The 15,904-nt window shown below is 71.8% G+C and carries 16 protein-coding genes and 1 tRNA gene; 9 read left to right on the forward strand and 8 right to left on the reverse strand.

Translation table 11 applies throughout. The features are described from left to right. Positions 1 to 141 precede the first annotated feature (141 nt). Positions 142 to 2,724, forward strand: a complete 2,583-nt coding sequence (locus ACZ5WC_RS16450) for a bifunctional FO biosynthesis protein CofGH (RefSeq protein WP_468541431.1) — start codon at positions 142 to 144, stop codon at positions 2,722 to 2,724. Between the two features lie 277 nt (positions 2,725 to 3,001). Here ACZ5WC_RS16450 and ACZ5WC_RS16455 read toward each other — a convergent pair whose 3' ends face one another. Then, the gene (locus tag ACZ5WC_RS16455) at positions 3,002 to 3,463 is read right to left on the reverse strand and encodes a nuclear transport factor 2 family protein (protein ID WP_468541432.1); all 462 of its coding nucleotides are present in this window, start codon (positions 3,461 to 3,463) and stop codon (positions 3,002 to 3,004) included. 88 nt (positions 3,464 to 3,551) lie between these two features. Between ACZ5WC_RS16455 and ACZ5WC_RS16460 the strand changes: the two genes are divergently transcribed. Together ACZ5WC_RS16460 and ACZ5WC_RS16465 are read left to right on the forward strand one after the other, a co-directional pair. Then, complete coding sequence (locus tag ACZ5WC_RS16460; RefSeq protein ID WP_468541433.1) at positions 3,552 to 4,121, forward strand: TetR/AcrR family transcriptional regulator; 570 nt, start codon at positions 3,552 to 3,554, stop codon at positions 4,119 to 4,121. 286 nt (positions 4,122 to 4,407) lie between these two features. After that, positions 4,408 to 5,229, forward strand: a complete 822-nt coding sequence (locus ACZ5WC_RS16465) for an NPP1 family protein (protein WP_468541434.1) — start codon at positions 4,408 to 4,410, stop codon at positions 5,227 to 5,229. Between the two features lie 240 nt (positions 5,230 to 5,469). Here the strand turns inward: ACZ5WC_RS16465 and ACZ5WC_RS16470 are convergent. The 3 genes from ACZ5WC_RS16470 to ACZ5WC_RS16480 form a co-directional block, all read right to left on the reverse strand. Further along, positions 5,470 to 5,543: transfer RNA gene (locus tag ACZ5WC_RS16470), tRNA-Ala, on the reverse strand. A gap of 133 nt (positions 5,544 to 5,676) precedes the next feature. Next, the gene (locus tag ACZ5WC_RS16475) at positions 5,677 to 5,877 is read right to left on the reverse strand and encodes a DUF397 domain-containing protein (RefSeq protein ID WP_468541435.1); all 201 of its coding nucleotides are present in this window, start codon (positions 5,875 to 5,877) and stop codon (positions 5,677 to 5,679) included. Beyond that, entirely contained in the window at positions 5,874 to 6,707 is an 834-nt protein-coding gene (locus tag ACZ5WC_RS16480; protein WP_468541436.1) for a helix-turn-helix domain-containing protein, read from the reverse strand. Before ACZ5WC_RS16480 ends, ACZ5WC_RS16475 begins: the two co-directional genes overlap by 4 nt. A 151-nt stretch (positions 6,708 to 6,858) precedes the next feature. Between ACZ5WC_RS16480 and ACZ5WC_RS16485 the strand changes: the two genes are divergently transcribed. From ACZ5WC_RS16485 to ACZ5WC_RS16505, 5 genes are all read left to right on the forward strand, one after another. Next, positions 6,859 to 7,155: a sulfatase gene (locus ACZ5WC_RS16485; RefSeq protein ID WP_468541437.1), complete on the forward strand. Its 297-nt coding sequence runs from the start codon at positions 6,859 to 6,861 to the stop codon at positions 7,153 to 7,155. Between the two features lie 12 nt (positions 7,156 to 7,167). Further along, entirely contained in the window at positions 7,168 to 9,561 is a 2,394-nt protein-coding gene (locus tag ACZ5WC_RS16490; RefSeq protein WP_468541438.1) for a tetratricopeptide repeat protein, read from the forward strand. Between the two features lie 43 nt (positions 9,562 to 9,604). Beyond that, positions 9,605 to 9,874, forward strand: a complete 270-nt coding sequence (locus ACZ5WC_RS16495; RefSeq protein ID WP_468541439.1) for a ribbon-helix-helix domain-containing protein — start codon at positions 9,605 to 9,607, stop codon at positions 9,872 to 9,874. Then, positions 9,871 to 10,308, forward strand: a complete 438-nt coding sequence (locus ACZ5WC_RS16500) for a type II toxin-antitoxin system VapC family toxin (RefSeq protein ID WP_468541440.1) — start codon at positions 9,871 to 9,873, stop codon at positions 10,306 to 10,308. The genes ACZ5WC_RS16495 and ACZ5WC_RS16500 overlap by 4 nt, the downstream gene beginning before the upstream one ends. 209 nt (positions 10,309 to 10,517) lie before the next feature. Continuing rightward, complete coding sequence (locus ACZ5WC_RS16505; protein WP_468541441.1) at positions 10,518 to 11,633, forward strand: ADP-ribosylglycohydrolase family protein; 1,116 nt, start codon at positions 10,518 to 10,520, stop codon at positions 11,631 to 11,633. 34 nt (positions 11,634 to 11,667) lie between these two features. Here ACZ5WC_RS16505 and ACZ5WC_RS16510 read toward each other — a convergent pair whose 3' ends face one another. Continuing rightward, positions 11,668 to 12,450 (reverse strand): SDR family oxidoreductase, encoded by a 783-nt coding sequence (locus ACZ5WC_RS16510; RefSeq protein WP_468541442.1) that lies wholly within the window; start codon positions 12,448 to 12,450, stop codon positions 11,668 to 11,670. Between the two features lie 82 nt (positions 12,451 to 12,532). Here ACZ5WC_RS16510 and ACZ5WC_RS16515 point away from each other — a divergent pair, with 82 nt between their 5' ends. Further along, positions 12,533 to 13,378 carry a hypothetical protein gene (locus ACZ5WC_RS16515; protein WP_468541443.1) on the forward strand — a complete coding sequence of 282 codons (846 nt, stop codon included), beginning with the start codon at positions 12,533 to 12,535 and terminating at the stop codon, positions 13,376 to 13,378. A 238-nt stretch (positions 13,379 to 13,616) separates the two neighbouring features. Here ACZ5WC_RS16515 and ACZ5WC_RS16520 read toward each other — a convergent pair whose 3' ends face one another. From ACZ5WC_RS16520 to ACZ5WC_RS16530, 3 genes are all read right to left on the reverse strand, one after another. After that, entirely contained in the window at positions 13,617 to 13,823 is a 207-nt protein-coding gene (locus ACZ5WC_RS16520) for a DUF397 domain-containing protein (protein WP_468541444.1), read from the reverse strand. A 228-nt stretch (positions 13,824 to 14,051) separates the two neighbouring features. Beyond that, positions 14,052 to 14,909 carry a helix-turn-helix domain-containing protein gene (locus ACZ5WC_RS16525; protein WP_096628968.1) on the reverse strand — a complete coding sequence of 286 codons (858 nt, stop codon included), beginning with the start codon at positions 14,907 to 14,909 and terminating at the stop codon, positions 14,052 to 14,054. A 270-nt stretch (positions 14,910 to 15,179) separates the two neighbouring features. After that, positions 15,180 to 15,899 carry a GOLPH3/VPS74 family protein gene (locus ACZ5WC_RS16530; RefSeq protein ID WP_096628970.1) on the reverse strand — a complete coding sequence of 240 codons (720 nt, stop codon included), beginning with the start codon at positions 15,897 to 15,899 and terminating at the stop codon, positions 15,180 to 15,182. Positions 15,900 to 15,904 lie beyond the last annotated feature (5 nt).

Consider the following 15,904-nt stretch of genomic DNA (forward strand, 5'->3'; position numbering starts at 1 on the left):
GACAGTAGGCGTGAGGACACCGTCGGCGGGCTCTCATCCGAACGAGTCGGCCCGCACGAGTGACCACGGTCATGTCGCGGGCGGCGAATCCCGGGCCGAGGCCCTGGTCCGGTGCGTGTACCTCGCTCGTATGCTCGGTTCATGACCGATGCTCAGAGCGGACGCCCGACCTCCAACGCCATGCGGCGCGCGCTCAAACGCGCCCGCGACGGTGTCGCCCTCGATGTGACCGAGGCCGCCGTGCTGCTCCAGGCGCGCGGCGACGATCTGACGGACCTCGCGGCGTCCGCCGCCCGGGTACGGAACGCGGGCCTGGAAGCCGCGGGCCGGCCGGGCGTGATCACGTACTCGCGCAAGGTCTTCATCCCGCTCACCCGTCTCTGCCGTGACCGGTGCCACTACTGCACCTTCGTCACCGTCCCGGGCAAGCTCCGCCGGGCGGGCCACGGGATGTTCCTCTCGCCCGACGAGGTGCTGAAGATCGCCCGCGAGGGCGCGGCGATGGGCTGCAAGGAAGCGCTGTTCACGCTCGGGGACCGCCCGGAGGACCGCTGGCCGGAGGCGCGGGAGTGGCTGGAGGCGGAGGGGTACGACGACACCCTCGCGTACGTACGCGCCATGGCGATCCGCGTCCTGGAGGAGACGGGCCTGCTGCCCCACCTCAACCCGGGCGTGATGACCTGGACCGACCTCCAGCGCCTCAAGCCGGTCGCCCCCTCTATGGGGATGATGCTGGAGACCACGGCGACCCGCCTGTGGTCCGAGCCGGGCGGCCCGCACCACGGTTCCCCGGACAAGGAACCGGCCGTACGGCTGCGTGTGCTGGAGGACGCGGGCCGCTCCAACGTCCCCTTCACGACCGGCATCCTGATCGGGATCGGCGAGTCGTACGAGGAACGCGCCGACTCCCTCTTCGAGCTGCGCAAGACGGCCCGCGCCTACCACGGCATCCAGGAAGTCATCGTGCAGAACTTCCGCGCCAAGCCGGACACGGCGATGCGCAAGATGCCCGACGCGGAGCTGGAGGAGCTGGCCGCGGCCATCGCCGTCGCCCGGCACATCCTCGGCCCGTCCGCGCGCATCCAGGCCCCGCCGAACCTGGTGGACGCGGAGTACGCGCTGCTCATCGGCGCGGGCATCGACGACTGGGGCGGGGTCTCACCCCTCACGCCCGACCACGTGAACCCCGAGCGCCCCTGGCCGCACATCGACGAACTGGCGGAGCGAACAGCCGAGTCGGGCTTCACGCTCCGCGAACGTCTCACCATCTACCCCGAGTTCATCCAGCGCGGCGAGCCGTGGCTGGACCCCCGCCTCCTCCCGCACGTCCGCGCCCTGGCCGACCCGGAGACGGGCCTCGCCCGCGAGGACGCGGTCCCCGTCGGCCTGCCCTGGCAGGAGCCGGACGAGGGCTTCACCTCCACCGGCCGCACCGACCTGCACGCCACCATCGACACCGAGGGCCGCACCGGCGACCGCCGCGACGACTTCGACGAGGTCTACGGGGACTGGGAGGCGCTCCGCGAGGCGGCGGCCCCCGGCATGGTCCCGTCCCGCATCGACGCCGACGTACGCCAGGCGCTCAGCCAGGCCGCCGACGACCCGACGAAGCTCACCGACGACGAGGCCCTCGCCCTGCTCCACGCGGACGGCCCGGCACTGGACGAGCTGTGCCGGATCGCGGACGCGCTGCGCCGGGACGTGGTCGGCGAGGACGTCACGTACATCGTCACGCGGAACATCAACTTCACCAACGTCTGCTACACCGGCTGCCGCTTCTGCGCCTTCGCCCAGCGCCGTACGGACGCCGACGCGTACACGCTCTCGCTCGACCAGGTCGCGGACCGGGCTGCGCAGGCGTGGGACGTGGGCGCGGTCGAGGTCTGCATGCAGGGCGGCATCCACCCGGACCTGCCCGGGACGGCGTACTTCGACATCGCGCGAGCGGTGAAGGAGCGGACCCCCGGCATGCACGTGCACGCGTTCTCCCCCATGGAGGTCGTCAACGGTGCGACCCGCACCGGCCTGTCGATCCGCGACTGGCTGACGGCCGCCAAGGAGGCCGGGCTCGACTCGATCCCCGGAACGGCGGCGGAGATCCTGGACGACGAGGTCCGCTGGGTCCTCACCAAGGGCAAACTGCCCACGGCCACCTGGCTGGAGGTCATCAGGACGGCCCACGAGGTGGGTCTGCGCTCGTCCTCGACGATGATGTACGGCCATGTCGACCAGCCCCGCCACTGGCTGGGCCACTTCCGTACGCTGTCCCGACTCCAGCAGGAGACAGGCGGGTTGACGGAGTTCGTCACCCTCCCCTTCATCCACACCAACGCCCCTGTCTACCTGGCGGGCATCGCCCGCCCCGGCCCGACCGACCGCGACAACCGCGCGGTCACCGCGATGGCCCGGCTCCTCCTCCACCCCCACATCACCAACATCCAGACGAGCTGGGTGAAGCTCGGCGCGGAGGGCGCGGCGGAAATGCTCCGCTCGGGCGCGAACGACCTGGGCGGCACGCTGATGGAGGAGACGATCTCCCGTATGGCCGGGTCGAGTTACGGCTCGTACCGCTCCATCGAGGACCTCACCGCCATCGCCGAACTGGCGGGCCGCCCGGCCCGCCCGCGCACGACGCTGTACGGGGAGGTCCCGGCGGAACGGATCGCGGCGGCAGCGGCCTCGGACGGTCACCTGCCGGAACTGCTGCCGGTGCTGCCGAGCTGAGGGCGGGGGGGAGAGGCGGGGCGGGGATCGGCCACCGGGCCGCCCCGCACCGCTCCTGCGTCCCCGCCCCGTGTCCGCCGGCCCGTGTCCGATCACCTGTTCTTGGCGGGGGCGCGCAGAGCGCGGGCCGCGATGCGGTCTCGCTCGCCTCCCAGAGGACCCGCTTGACCCGACGTTCCGCGACGGAGAGTTCCTCGTTGCTGGGGTTGTGGATGTCCCTGGTGCCACCTGCGGCACCCCGCGCGGCACCCCGCGAGGCCCGCTAGGCGGACTCCCGCTACCGGAGCGGGATGTCGGCCCCGTGCTCGGCGGCGGGCCGAGGGCCGTGGATGCGTCGGTCGGCCTCGGCGATGGCGACATCGTTGATGCTCGCCTCGCGTCGCCGCATCAGGCCGCGCTCGTCGAACTCCCACAGCTCGTTGCCGTAGCTGCGCCAGCACCGGTCGTCCGCGTCGCGCCATTCGTACTGGAAGCGGACGGCGATGCGGTCCCCGTCGAATCCCCAAAGGCTCTTGCGCAGCGCGTAGTCCAGCTCGCGCTCCCACTTGCGGGTCAGAAAGGCGACGATCTCCTCGCGGCCGTTGACGAACACGTCCCGGTTCCGCCAGGCCGAGTCCGGCGTGTAGGCGAGGGCCACCCGCCGGGGATCGCGAGTGTTCCACGCGTCCTCGGCCGCCTGGACCTTCTGCCGGGCGGTCTCCCGGGTGAACGGCGGGTAGGGCGGGCGGTCTTCCTGCACAGCGGCCTCCTGGTGTCGAGAACGAACGTTCTCCATCTGGCGGGGTCTAAGGTAGGGAACGATCGTTCTCAACGTCAAGGAGCCCCCGATGCCGGCCCCGATCACCGAGGAACAGAACCGCCTGGACCGCGAGGCGCTGCTCGACGCGGCGGAGCGGCTCTTCTACGAGCGGGGCATCCGGGCGGTCGGGATGGACGCGGTCCGCGAGGCGTCCGGTCTGCCGCTGAAGCGGATCTACCGGTTCTTCGCGGCGAAGGAGGACCTCGTGGTGGCGGTGCTCCGGCGGCGCGACCAGCGGTGGAGGGGGGGCCTGGCCGTCTGCGTGGAGCGGGTCGAGGACCCCCGCGAACGCGTGCTCACGGTCTTCGACTGGCTCGCCGGGTGGTTCGCGGAGCCGGGCTTCCGCGGCTGTGCCTGGATCAACGCCCACGGTGAGCTCGGCGCGTCGTCCGGGCCGGTCCTGGCCGAAGTCCGGTCGCACAAGAAGGCGTTCCACGACCAGCTCGCGACGTGGGTCCGTGCGGCCGGGGCGCCGACGTCCGTCGAGCCGGTCTTCCTGCTCGCCGAAGGGGCCATCGTGGCGGCCGGTGTCAGCGGTGACGCGGCCCCGGCCCGCCATGCGCGCGAAGCCGTGGCGAGGCTGCTCGACGGGCGGTGACGGCCTGGGTGCGTGCGGCCCCAAGCGGTGACCGGCCGGGTGTGTACGGCCCGGGTCGCCACCGCCCGGTGGCGCGCGGCCCGGGTCGCCGCCGCCCGCTGGTGCGCGGCCAGAGTGGTGACCGCCCGGGGCGCGCGGCCGTCGGGTGCGATGTCGTCGTGGCGTCAGGAAAAGTAGTGACCGTGTACGGACAATCGCAGGGTTCTTCCTCCAGACTGCGACAGGCGCCCCGCGCCGAGGCGACCAGCCGCCTCGGCCGCCAGTCCCGCGAGGAGAACCAGCCAGCATGCGCAATCCGCCTTCTCCGGCCACCCCCGCCGGGGCCCCGGCCGCCCGGGGCCTGGCCTTCCGCGCCGCCGCCGTCCTGGCCGCCGCGGCCCTGTTCGTCCTGATGCCCGCCTCCACCGCCCACGCGGACCCGCCGCAGAACCTCCCGCAGAACGCCGGAGGTTACGAGCAGTCCTTCTCGCCCGCCTTCGACTACGACGGGGACGGCTGCTACGCCACGCCCGCCATCGGTCCCGACGGCACCCTCGCGACGGGGCTGAAGACGACCGGTGCGGTCAACGGCAGCTGCCGGGACAGGTGGGACCTGGACAACTCCCAGACCTACGCCCGGTCGAAGTGCAACAACGGCTGGTGCGCCATCGTCTACGCGAGCTACTTCGAGAAGGACCAGGCCGTCCACGGCAGCGGGCTCGGCGGGCACCGGCACGACTTCGAGCATGTGATCTCCTGGGTCAACCAGGGCTCCAACCAGGTGGACTACGTCTCGACGACGCAACACAGCACCGTCAGGACCTACCCGCGCTCGCAGGTGCGTTTCGACGGCTCACACCCCAAGGTCGTCTACCACAAGGACGGTTGGAGCACGCACTTCTTCCGCCTCGCCAACGGCAACGACGAGCCGCCGGAGAACCACTACGGCAACTGGCGCTATCCCCCGGTCGTCGACTGGAACGGCTTCCCCAGCACCGAGTTGCGCGAGCGGCTCATGAACGCCGACTTCGGGGCCGCGACCATCAAGGTCACCGACAAGGACGACCGCTTCCGTAACCTGCTCGACAACTCCCGGCCCGCCGGAATCCCCTTCGACCCCTGGGCCTGACCGGCTACGCGGGCCTGCTCATCGCCCGCCCCGCCGACCACTGCATCACCCTCTCGCCTCCCTGGACCGCCCCGCTTTCCGGGCTGCCCCGGAACACTGACTGGCAGTGGGACGGCACCGTACGCTGACGTCCATCGACTCCGGCCGGCCGCACCGGCCGCTGTGGTCAGCCCAGAGCGAGCCGAAAGTCAGGGGGGGGGGGCGGCTGAGTAGTCGCGGGGTGCTCAGCAGGCGAGGGGGTGGGGCCGGCCGGATTCGAACCGGCGTCCTCCCACATGCGGTGAAGGCGCGACAACCGCTGCGCTACGAGCCCCATCCCTCTGGGGAGCATACGGCGGCGATGCCCGCGCCGGAACGCGATTTCCCGGGCCGTCCCGTGGAGGCCCGAGGGCCCGCGCTCCGCAGGGAGAGGGCGAAGGGCGGGCCCTGCGGTGTACGGCAGCGGGTTCAGTGACCGGCCGCGAAGTCCACGAAGGCCGACCAGGCTGGCGCGGCGATCATGAGCGCGGGGCCGGTGGGGGTCTTGCTGTCGCGTACGGGGACGAGGCCGGGGTAGCCGTCGGCGACCTCGATGCAGTTGTTCGCGCCGCCGTCGCTGTAGCTCGACTTGCGCCAGGTCGCGGTGGAGAGGTCGGGCGTGCGCTTCATGATCCTCTGAACTCCTTCAGGACGCCCCTGATGAACGCGATGGAGTCGGGCGGGGGCAACGCTCGATCCCGTGCCCGATCGTAGGACAGCCGGGCGCGCGTGACGTCTGCGGGATCTTCCAGCAACTCGGAGCACTGGTTGCCTTCCATGTAGGCAACGGCACTCCCGTCCTCCTGCCACATCAGCGTAAGGGAGCCGTCCATCAGGTGGTGGGCCCCGGCTGTGAACGGCAACACCTGAAGAGTGACCATCGGCAGCTCCGCGATCCTGATCAGATGCTCCAACTGGGCTTCCCACACCTCCGCGTCGCCCACCGGACGACGCAACCCGTACTCGTCCATGATGATCCGGACGGTGGGGGCCGGATTGCGGAAGAGCAACTGCTGGCGGCCCAGGCGCGCAATGACCTGTTCCTCGACCGACTCCGCCTCGCTCTCCGTTTCCTGGTCGCCGGACAACAGTGCACGCGCCACATCCTCGGTCTGGAGCAGCCCCGGAATACCGAGCGTGAACAGGTGCATGATGCGGGCCCCGAACTCCAGCCGCATGAACTCCTTGTACTTGTCCTTGAAGACCTCCCGCCGCGCCACCTTCCACAGCTCGACCAGCAGCCCGCCCGTGTCGTAGAACCGGTCCAGGTCCTCCATCACCGCCTGCTTGGACAGCCGTTTCCCCGCCTCAAGGCGTGACAGGTAGCTCTTGTCGTAGCGCGTCTTCTCGGCGAGCTGGCCGAGCGACAGCCCCGCCTTCTGCCGTAAGTACCGCAGGGCGCTCCCCAGTGCCGCGCGCCCCGACTCCGCTTCGGCTTCCGCTTCCGCGACTTCGGTCATCCCCGACTCTCCGACCCCTCGCCGTTGTCCTGTTCGCAGGCAATCGCGTGCCTCTGTCGAGCGTAGGGCGGCGGCCGTGACGATGGAGGCACGAACGGTAATCAGCACCCGTCAGGGTCACGCACCCCCACGCGCTAAGGAACGGAACGACATGAACGACACCTCGCGGCTCCGCCTCCTCCCCTGGAGGTCCGCTGAAGGCAAGCCCTGCCACCTGAGCACCGACAATCCGAACAGCAGGCTTTCCCGGCTCGCCGACGAGATGGAGGAGGAGCAGATCGAGTGCGGGAAGGTCGTTGTGGAGGGCGCGCACGAAGTGCTCGCGGACGAGGCGGCCGGTGAGGTCGCCGTACGGTTCGCGCTGACGCAGGCCGTCCTGTCCCTGCGGGAGGTGCTGGTCGTCGCGCACAGCCGGGGGCAGCGGCTCCCGGACGTCCCGGTCCGCTGACAGACTGGCCCCATGTCGCCGCCCAGTCCCCGCCGTCTCTCTCTCCAGCAGATCGTCGAAGGGCAACGCCGTGCCGCCTTCGTCGGGCGCGAGGCCGAACTTGACCTGTTCCGCGCCAACTTGGCGCTGCCGCCCGAGGACCCGCGGCACCGGTTCGTCTTCCATGTGCGGGGCAACGCCGGGGTGGGTAAGACCTCGCTCGTACGGGAATGGCGCGAGGTGGCAGGGGAGTTCGGGGCGCTGACCGCTTCGGTCGACGAGAGCGCCGATTCCGTGCCGGACGTACTCGCCGCCATCGCCGCGCAGTTCGCCGAGCAGGGGCATCCGCTCAAGGCGCTGGACCGGCTGCTCGCCGTATACCGGCGTGCGCTGCACGACGCGGCCGGGCGGCTCGTGGCCGACAACGAGAGCTCGGCCGGGGGCCCGTCGCCCGGAGCGCTCGCCGCCGCGCAGGCCGGGCTGATCGCGGCCGGGGCGATACCGGTCGTCGGGGCGCTGGCCGGGGGCATCGACCCGGCGGTCGTGGCGCGGGGCGCGGGCGGGCTGCGGGCGGTTTTCGGGGGGCGGGCCCGGCAGCAGGAGGAGGCCCGGCTGCTGGCGGAACCGGTACGGGTCCTCACGCCGGCGTTCGTCGCCGAGATCGAACGGGTCGCGGACGCCGTGCCCTGGGTCGCCCTGTTCCTGGACACCTACGAGCGCACCGCGCCCCTGCTGGACCGGTGGCTGGCGGACATGCTGACGGCGGGGCGGTACGGGGAGCTGCCCGCGAACCTCGTGCTGACCCTGGCCGGACAGCGCCGCCTGGACCCCACGCGCTGGGGCGACCGGGGACGCCTGGTCGCCGACGTACCGCTGGGGCCTTTCACGGAGGAGGAGTCGCGCCAACTCCTGTACGGACGCGGTGTGGTGGCGGAGCCCGCCGTACGGGAGGTGCTGCGGCTCTCCGGCGGGCTGCCGGTCCTGGTGTCGACGCTCGCCGCCAACCCCGGGGCGGCCGGTGAGGCGAACGCCACCGCCGTCGAACGCTTCCTGGCCGGGGAGAGCGACCCCGTCCGCCGGGCGGCCGCGCTCGCCTGCGCGCTGCCCCGCCGGTTCGACGAGGACCTGGTGGCCGTGGCCGTACCGCACGGGTCGCATGCCGTGCCCGGGCTCTACGACTGGCTGCACGAGCTGCCGTTCGTCGCAGAGCCGTACACCGGACGATCCCGCTATCACGCCGTCGTCCGGGCCCCGATGCTCCGCCTCCAGCGCACCGGTTCGCCGCAGCGGTGGCAGGCGGCGCACGACCGGCTGGCCGACGCCTTCGCCGCCCGCCGGGACGCCGCCGCCGAGGGCCTCGACCCGGAACGCCTCTGGGCCTCCCAGCCGTGGCGCCGGGCGGCCCTGGACGTGCTCTACCACCGGCTCTGCGCCCGCCCCCGCACCGCGCTCCCCGAGGCCCTGCGCGCCGGGATCGCACTGTGCGACCAGCGGCCGTCCCGCGCCCGCCACTGGGCCCAGACCCTCGCGGAGGCGGGCGAGGACGCCGACGACGCCGTACTGCGGGAGTGGGGCCGGGATCTGCTCGCCGCCGTAACCGACCACGGCCCCCGCCCCACCGCCGCCCTCGGCCTCCTCCTCACCCGCGCCGAGCTGACCGACAAGGACCGGGCCGCCGCCCTCGTGGCGCGGGCCTGGGACCGCCTCCGGGCCGGGGACCCGGCCGCCGCCCTGTCCGACCACGGGCGGGCCGTCGCGGTGGACCCGCGCTGCGAACGGGCCTACCAGGGGAGGGCGGTGGTGCTGCGGACGCTCGGCCGGTACGAGGACGCGCTCGCCGACCTGGACCGGGCCGAGGAGATCGCGCCAGCCTGGGCCTGGGCGGTGCGCGAGCGGGGTGAGACCTACCGGCGGATGGGGCGCCTGGAGGAGGCCCTGGCAGTCCTGGACCGGGCCCACGCCCTGGACCCGTCGGACGCCGTGCCGCTCGGCAGCCGGGGCCTGGTCCGCCACCGCCTCGGCCGCCACGAGGAGGCGCTGGGCGACTTCGACCGGGCGATCGCCCTGTGGCCGGAGTACGCGTGGGCGCTGGTGCGGCGGGCCCGGGTGCGGATGGCGCTCGGCGACCCGGTGGGCGCCCTCGCCGACCTGGACCGCGCCGAGGAGCTGACCCCCGGCCTCGCCGGGACCGAGGGGGAGCGGGGCGAGGTGTACCGGGCGACGGGGCGGTACGAGGAGGCCGTCGGCTGCTACGGGCGGGCGCTGGCCTTGGACCCGGAGTACGCCTGGGCGCACGGCAGCAGGGCCCTGGCGCTGGAGGCCCTGGGGCGGCTCCCGGAGGCGCTGGCGGACCTGGACCGGGCGCTGGAGCTGGACCCGGACTACGCGTGGGCGCGGGCGCAGCGGGAACGGCTGGGGGCGGTGTGACGGAGAGACTGCGCGCCTGGTACATGTTCTGTACCAGCGCCGTATGGCGCTGAAACGGACGAATGTGTACGCGGACGACGCGGACCTCGCCCTGATCAAGGAAGCGGCCGGACGCCTGGGAGTGCCCGAGGCGGAGCTGATCCGGGAGGGCATCCACCGGATCGCGCTCGCCCGGCGCGTGTGGGACGAGCTTTTCGTCACCGATGAGGAGACCTTCGACCTGGGCGGGCCCATCACGCGCGACGACGTGGGTGAGGCGGTGAACGAGGCGTACGGCAGCGGAGAGCCCCGGGGCCGGGGGCATGCTGCGTGATCGTCATCGCTGACACGTCAGGGTTGCTCGCGCTCTACAACAGCTCCGACCCGGCCCACCTCGCCGCACGCAAGACCGTCGACCGGTGTGGTCTGTTGGTCGCGAGCCCTTTCGCGCTCACCGAGATTCATCACGTGGCGACGGTTCGGGCAGGCCGCAGGGTGGCTGATCACATCCTGCGCTCGATCACGGAGCGGGTCAGGGAGATGCGGCTCGTCCTCGCGCCTCCGACCGCGGAACTCCTGGACGCCGCACTCGCCGTGCGGGCCCGGTACGCGAGGCTCAACCTCGATCTGGTGGACGCGGTCAGTGTCGCGCTGGCGGCCGAATACGACACGGATGCCGTGCTGACCCGGGATATCCGGGACTTCCGAGCCCTGCGGCCGCTCGCGGGCCGGTACGCGCACTTCCGGATCGTGCCCGATGATCTCTGACCGGCTGCCGTGCCCACGGGCAAGAGACGATCTGCGGGACACCGGCCAAAAACGACCTGCGGGACGTGCGTCGACATACCCGTACGTACCCCGGCCGCCCCCTCTGCCGCCCGTTCCCGTTCGATTACAGTGCTTGCGCGGTCGCCCGCAGGGGCCCGCGCGGGCTTGTACGCGGTGTCCGGGGATACGCGGCGTCGGGAGGGGGCGGGGTGAGCACAGGGACCACGGCTGTCTGGGGCCGGGCCGAGCAGCAGGACTTCCGCAGCCGGGTCCGCGGGGCCCTGCTCGGCGGGGCCGTCGGGGACGCGCTCGGGGCCGGGGTCAGCGGGCTCGGACTGGAGGAGATCCGGGCGGCCCACGGGGCCGAAGGGGTCACCGACTACGTCGTCGCGCACGGCAGACGCGGGGCCGTCACCGCGCTCACCCAGCTCACCCTGTTCACCGTCGACGGGCTCATCCGCGCCCAGGTCCGCCGCGACACCGGCGCCTGGCACCCGCCCACCGATGTGCACCGGGCCCACCTGCGCTGGGCCGCCACCCAGCACGACTGGGGGCCCGACGAGCGCCGCGAGGACAACGGCTGGCTGGCCGCCGAGGAGTGGCTCTACGCCCGCCGCGGCCCCGCCCGGGAAGCCCTGACCGGCTTCGGCGACACCGTCATGGGGACCCTCGACCAGCCCAAGAACCCCACCGCCCGGGACGCGGGCGCGCTCACCCGGTCCGCGCCTTTCGGGCTGCTCGTCGGCTGGGAGCCGGGCCTCGTGCTCCAGCTGGCCGTCGAGTGCGCCGCCCAGTCCCACGGCCACCCCGCGGCCCAACTGGCCGCCGGAGCCTTCGCCGTACTCGTGCACGGGCTGGCCCGGGGGGAGACCCTGGAAGGTTCCGCGCAGAACGCCCTGGCCCTGCTCGTCGAACGCCCCGGTCACCAACCGGTCGCCGAGGCGTTGCAGAAGGCCCTCGGCTCGGTGCGGCAGGGCGTCCCGGGCCCGGCCCTGATCGAGGCGCTGGGCGCGAGCGACGCCGCCGAGGAGGTCCTCGCCGTCGCCGTGTACTGCGCGCTGGTCAGCGAGGACATCCGGCACGGGCTGCGGCTCGCCGTGAACCACAGCGGCCCCTCCAGCGCCACCGCCTCCGCCTGCGGCGCGCTGCTCGGCGCGCTGCACGGGGAGACCGCCCTGCCACCCGCCTGGCTCGTGGAGCTGGAGGGGCGCTCCACCGTCCTCGAACTGGCCGACGACTTCGCGATGGAGATGACCCAGGGGCCGGCCCTGCACAGCCCGTCCGCCGCCGCCCCGGGCTGGCTGGCCCGCTACCCGCGCGGGTAGCGGGCTCCTGGACCGGGTGCCTCGGATCGGACCGTCATCGCATCAGTTCGCCCGCGTTGACCAGCAGCGACTGGCCCGTGATCGCCCGCGCCCGGTCGGAGGCCAGGAAGGCGACGGCCTCCGCCACATCCCCGTCCGTGGCCAGCTCCGGCAGCGCCATCCGCTCGGTGAGCCGGGCCAGCACCTCCGCCTCCGGTACGCCCTCGGTGTGCGCGGTGAACTGGACGTACGCCTGCACCGGCGGTCCCCACATCCAGCCCGGAAGCACCGTGTTGACCCGGATGCGGTCCGGGCCCAGCTCCCGCGCCAGGGAGTACATCGCCGAGGTGAGCGCCCCCTTGGACGCCGCGTACGCCGCCTGCCGCACCTGGGAGGGGGCGGCCACCGCGGACTGCGTCCCGATCACCACCACCGAGCCGCCCCGCTCCTTGAGGGCGGGCAGACAGGCCCGGGTCATCCGCAGCGTACCGAGCAGGTTCACGTCGATGACCGACTGCCAGGTGGCGAAGTCCGCGTCCTGGAGTCCCCCGAAGTAGCTGTCCCAGGCGGCGACATGCACCACCGCGTCGATCCCGCCGAACCGCTCGACCGCCAGCGCCGCCAACGCCTCGCACTGAGCCTCGTCCGTGATGTCGGTGGCGAGGTGGGCGGTGTGCAGGCCCCCGGGGTCGATCTCCGCCGCGCTCTTCGCCAGGTTCGCCGCCGTACGCGCCCCGAGCACCGTGCGCCCTCCGTCCCGTACGACGGTCTCCGCGACCCGGTGCCCGAGCCCCGGCCCGACACCCGAGACGATGACCGTCTTCCCCGTGAGCAACATCGGCGCCTCCCGGCCCTGGCAGTACATCTGACGAACCGTCAGAGTAGGGGGATGCGGGATCTGGCGGAAGGGGAAGGGAGACATGGTGGGCGACGACGCGACACGCAGCGAGAGGTATGCCGAGCTGGCCGCGGTGGGGCCGTACGGGGTGCGCCCCGGGCACGCCCTGATCACCATGGTCGAACCGCACCCGGGCCATGAGTACGCGTACAACCGCTGGTACGAGGACGACCACTACTACGCGGGCGCGACGGCGATGCCGTGGATGTTCGCCGGGCGCCGCTGGGTGGCCACCAAGGACCTCCAGGAGCTGCGCTATCCGGAGAAGTCGGCCGTCGCCGAGCCCGTCGGCGCGGGGTGCTATCTGTCGACGTACTGGGTGACCGAGGGGCGCTACGGCGACCACATGAAGTGGACCGTCGCCATCAACAAGCGGCTCAACCGGGACGGCCGGGTCTACCAGGACCGGACCCATGTCTTCACGGCCTTCCAGGATCACGAGGCCACCGTCTACCGCGACGGTGCCGCAGGGCCCCGGGACTTCCACGCGCTGGATCACCCGTACGCGGGGCTCGTGCTCCAGGTCGTCGATGCCGAAGGGCCGGAGCGGCGGGCGGAGTTGCTGGAGTGGCTGCGTTCGCGCCATCTTCCGAAGCGGCTGAGGGGCTCACCCGCGGCCATGGTCACGGTCTTCCGGCCGACCCCGCTGCCCGGCGACCGGATGACGTACGTGAAGCAGGTCGAGGGCGTCGACACCCGGCTGACGCTGCTGTGGTTCCTCCAGGAGGATCCGCGAAGCTGCTGGGAGGAGCACTTCACCGGTCTGGACGCGGCGGTCGCGGAGACGGGGCTGGGGCGGGTGGAGCTGGTCGCGCCGTTCATTCCCACCGTGCCGGGGACCGACCGGTACGTCGACCGGCTGAGGTGAGGGGCGGGAAGCGAGGGGTGGGAAGTGAGGGGTGGGAAGTGAGGGGTGGGGGCGAGGCGAGAGGCCCCTCGCTCTGAGCCGGCTCTGAGCCGGCACTGAACTCGCTCTGATCTCGCTCCGTGGCGAGCCCCTGGGCTCGGAGTGAGCCCCCTCGGCCAGGACGGCGACCGGTCGAGAGGGCCCTGTCAGGTGGTGCGTGGTGACCGGCCAACCGCCGGTCGTGCCTGGCCGGTCGGGGTCAGACGTCGGCCCGGCCCGCCGCGACGTCACGCACGAACGCGTTCCACGCACCGGGGACGAAGGTGAGCGAGGGCCCCTCGGGAGCCTTCGAGTCGCGGACGGCGATGGACAGAGCGACCGGGGACTTGACCTCGACGCACGCGCCGTTGCCCCCGGAGTACGACGACTTCGTCCACGCGTCCGTAGCACCCTGAAGAATTGCCATGTTCACTCCGGTTCAGAGAGTTGGGTGAGTCGCACCAACCTGATTCCGATTGGCGTGATCGACGCTACTCGCCAAGCCTGTTCCATGAGATGGCCGTTCACTCGACCGGGTGATCTTCCTTGGTCAGATCTTCCGTAGTGAGCTGGCGGCGGTGTACTGTGCCGCCGCCACTCACTCGATGGGTCGGTGGCAGGTGCCGAGCCCCGAAAACGGTCAGTTTGTGATCGGTCAGCTGGTGTACGACTTGGCGATCTTGCTGATGAACTCCCGCGTCTGCTCCACGTTCAGAGCCTGGGCCCGCAGGTGTTCGTACATCACGCTGTAGCGCTGCACGTCGTGCGCCTTCTCCAGGTAGAGATCGCTCGTGACGCCCTCGATGTACACCACGCTGGAGTCGGCCGCGTCCGGGAACTCCAGAATCGCGTACTGCCCGTTGATCCCCGGGTGCGCTCCCATGTCGAACGGCAGCACCTGCACGGTCACATGCGGCAGATGCGACTGCTCGACGAGGTGTTCCAGCTGGTCGATCATCACCTGGTTGTCACCGACCCGACGGCGCAGGGCCGACTCGTCGATCACCGCCCACAGCCGCAGCGGATTCTCCGGCGCGTTCACCCGGTCCTGGCGCCGGGAGCGTACGTTGACCCGCTTCTCGATGTCCGTCGGCGGGGCCTCGGGCAGCGCGCCGCTGATCAGTGCCTCGGCGTACGCCCGGGTCTGGAGCAGGCCCGGCACCATCTGGGGCTCGTACACCCGCAGCGACTCCGCGTCCGTCTCCAGACCGATGTAGACGCTGTACGGGATATCGCCGAAGGCGTGCCACCAGCCCTGCTGGCGCGAGTCCTTGGCCATCTGCATGAGCGAGTCGACGATGCGGTGGTCCTCGACCTCGTACACCCCGCAGAGGTCGCGCACATCGCGCTGGCTGATCGAGCGGCGGCCGTTCTCCAGTCGGCTGATCTTCGACTGCGAGACCAGCAGTCGTTCCGCCACTTCCTCGGCCGTCATGCCTTTGAGTTCGCGCAGGCGGCGCAGTTCCTGGCCCAGCCTGCGTCGCCTGACTGTGGGATTGACGTTGGACGGCACGGAAAGTGCACCTCCGGCTATGTAGCTGTGCGTATCTACTGCTCAGCAGATTGCCACCCCTTGCCCCGGCCGCGCTGGGAAACGGCCACACGCGGACTGCGGGGGGCGTACGCACCGGTGCGCGGGAGGGCGCGCAAGCGCACGGGGCAGCCGGTGATGGTGAATACCGGCTGCCCCGTGCGTGGTGCGGCTCCCGGACCGGGTCCTGTGACGACGGTACGGCGGTGTGCTGTTGTCGCGTACTGCTGTTCTGTGCTCGGGTCCGGACGGTCAGCTTGCGGCGGTGTGCGCCATGCTGCCGCGACGGGCCTGTGCTTGCGGCTGCAACGGAAGGCCCGCTGACTGCTGCGTACGGCGTGGCTGGACGGCCACCCCGTTCTGGACGTCCATCACGGCGTGCGCCACGAGTCCGCCCATCGGGTCGTGCCTGATCAGGTCCCGGAGCCGGGAGCGCGATGAACGCCCCTCGTTCCCGGGGTACAGGTGCTTGCCGAGTCCGACCGCGTGGGCCAGTGCGGCGAGCGCGGCGGTCCGCGGGTCCGGCGGTACGCCGGTGCGGATCGCGCTGTCCAGCCGGGCCCTGATGTCCCGGCTGATTGCCGTGTCCGTCGCCTGGTAGCGAGTCGTCGGCAGTACACCGCACATCTGGCCCGCCACGGCATGGACCATGCCGCACCGCTCCAGATGCGCGAGATAGATCTGGCGCAGCCCCAGCCGGGGTCCGCCGATCCAGTGGACGGCCCGAACCGGGCTGCCGCGACGGCGCAGCAGTTCCAGTGCGGAGTCCAGAGTCGGATCTCCTGTCGGCCGTGGCATCACCACGGCGATACGATCCCCGTCAGGGGCTATCCGTCCTGCCAGAGCCAGCTCCACTAGCTGTGCCCCGGCCAGGCCGAGGTCGAGCGACTGCGGCTGCGCTGTGGTACCCGTGGTCGGGTCCAGAGCGAGCAGCAGAAGCTCCTCCGGAATTGTTCTGCGGCTCCTGCCCATCCATG

The sequence above is a fragment of the Streptomyces sp. NPDC033165 genome (assembly GCF_055577965.1).

Excerpts from the sequence above, each read along its gene's own strand:
- ACZ5WC_RS16510 (WP_468541442.1), bottom strand. The coding sequence starts at position 12,450 with ATGTTGCTCACGGGGAAGACGGTCATCGTCTCGGGTGTCGGGCCGGGG.
- ACZ5WC_RS16495 (WP_468541439.1), top strand. The coding sequence starts at position 9,605 with ATGGCGCTGAAACGGACGAATGTGTACGCGGACGACGCGGACCTCGCC.
- ACZ5WC_RS16460 (WP_468541433.1), top strand. The coding sequence starts at position 3,552 with ATGCCGGCCCCGATCACCGAGGAACAGAACCGCCTGGACCGCGAGGCG.
- ACZ5WC_RS16450 (WP_468541431.1), top strand. The coding sequence starts at position 142 with ATGACCGATGCTCAGAGCGGACGCCCGACCTCCAACGCCATGCGGCGC.
- ACZ5WC_RS16480 (WP_468541436.1), bottom strand. The coding sequence starts at position 6,707 with ATGACCGAAGTCGCGGAAGCGGAAGCCGAAGCGGAGTCGGGGCGCGCG.
- ACZ5WC_RS16490 (WP_468541438.1), top strand. The coding sequence starts at position 7,168 with ATGTCGCCGCCCAGTCCCCGCCGTCTCTCTCTCCAGCAGATCGTCGAA.
- ACZ5WC_RS16485 (WP_468541437.1), top strand. The coding sequence starts at position 6,859 with ATGAACGACACCTCGCGGCTCCGCCTCCTCCCCTGGAGGTCCGCTGAA.
- ACZ5WC_RS16465 (WP_468541434.1), top strand. The coding sequence starts at position 4,408 with ATGCGCAATCCGCCTTCTCCGGCCACCCCCGCCGGGGCCCCGGCCGCC.
- ACZ5WC_RS16475 (WP_468541435.1), bottom strand. The coding sequence starts at position 5,877 with ATGAAGCGCACGCCCGACCTCTCCACCGCGACCTGGCGCAAGTCGAGC.
- ACZ5WC_RS16530 (WP_096628970.1), bottom strand. The coding sequence starts at position 15,899 with ATGGGCAGGAGCCGCAGAACAATTCCGGAGGAGCTTCTGCTGCTCGCT.
- ACZ5WC_RS16520 (WP_468541444.1), bottom strand. The coding sequence starts at position 13,823 with ATGGCAATTCTTCAGGGTGCTACGGACGCGTGGACGAAGTCGTCGTAC.
- ACZ5WC_RS16515 (WP_468541443.1), top strand. The coding sequence starts at position 12,533 with ATGGTGGGCGACGACGCGACACGCAGCGAGAGGTATGCCGAGCTGGCC.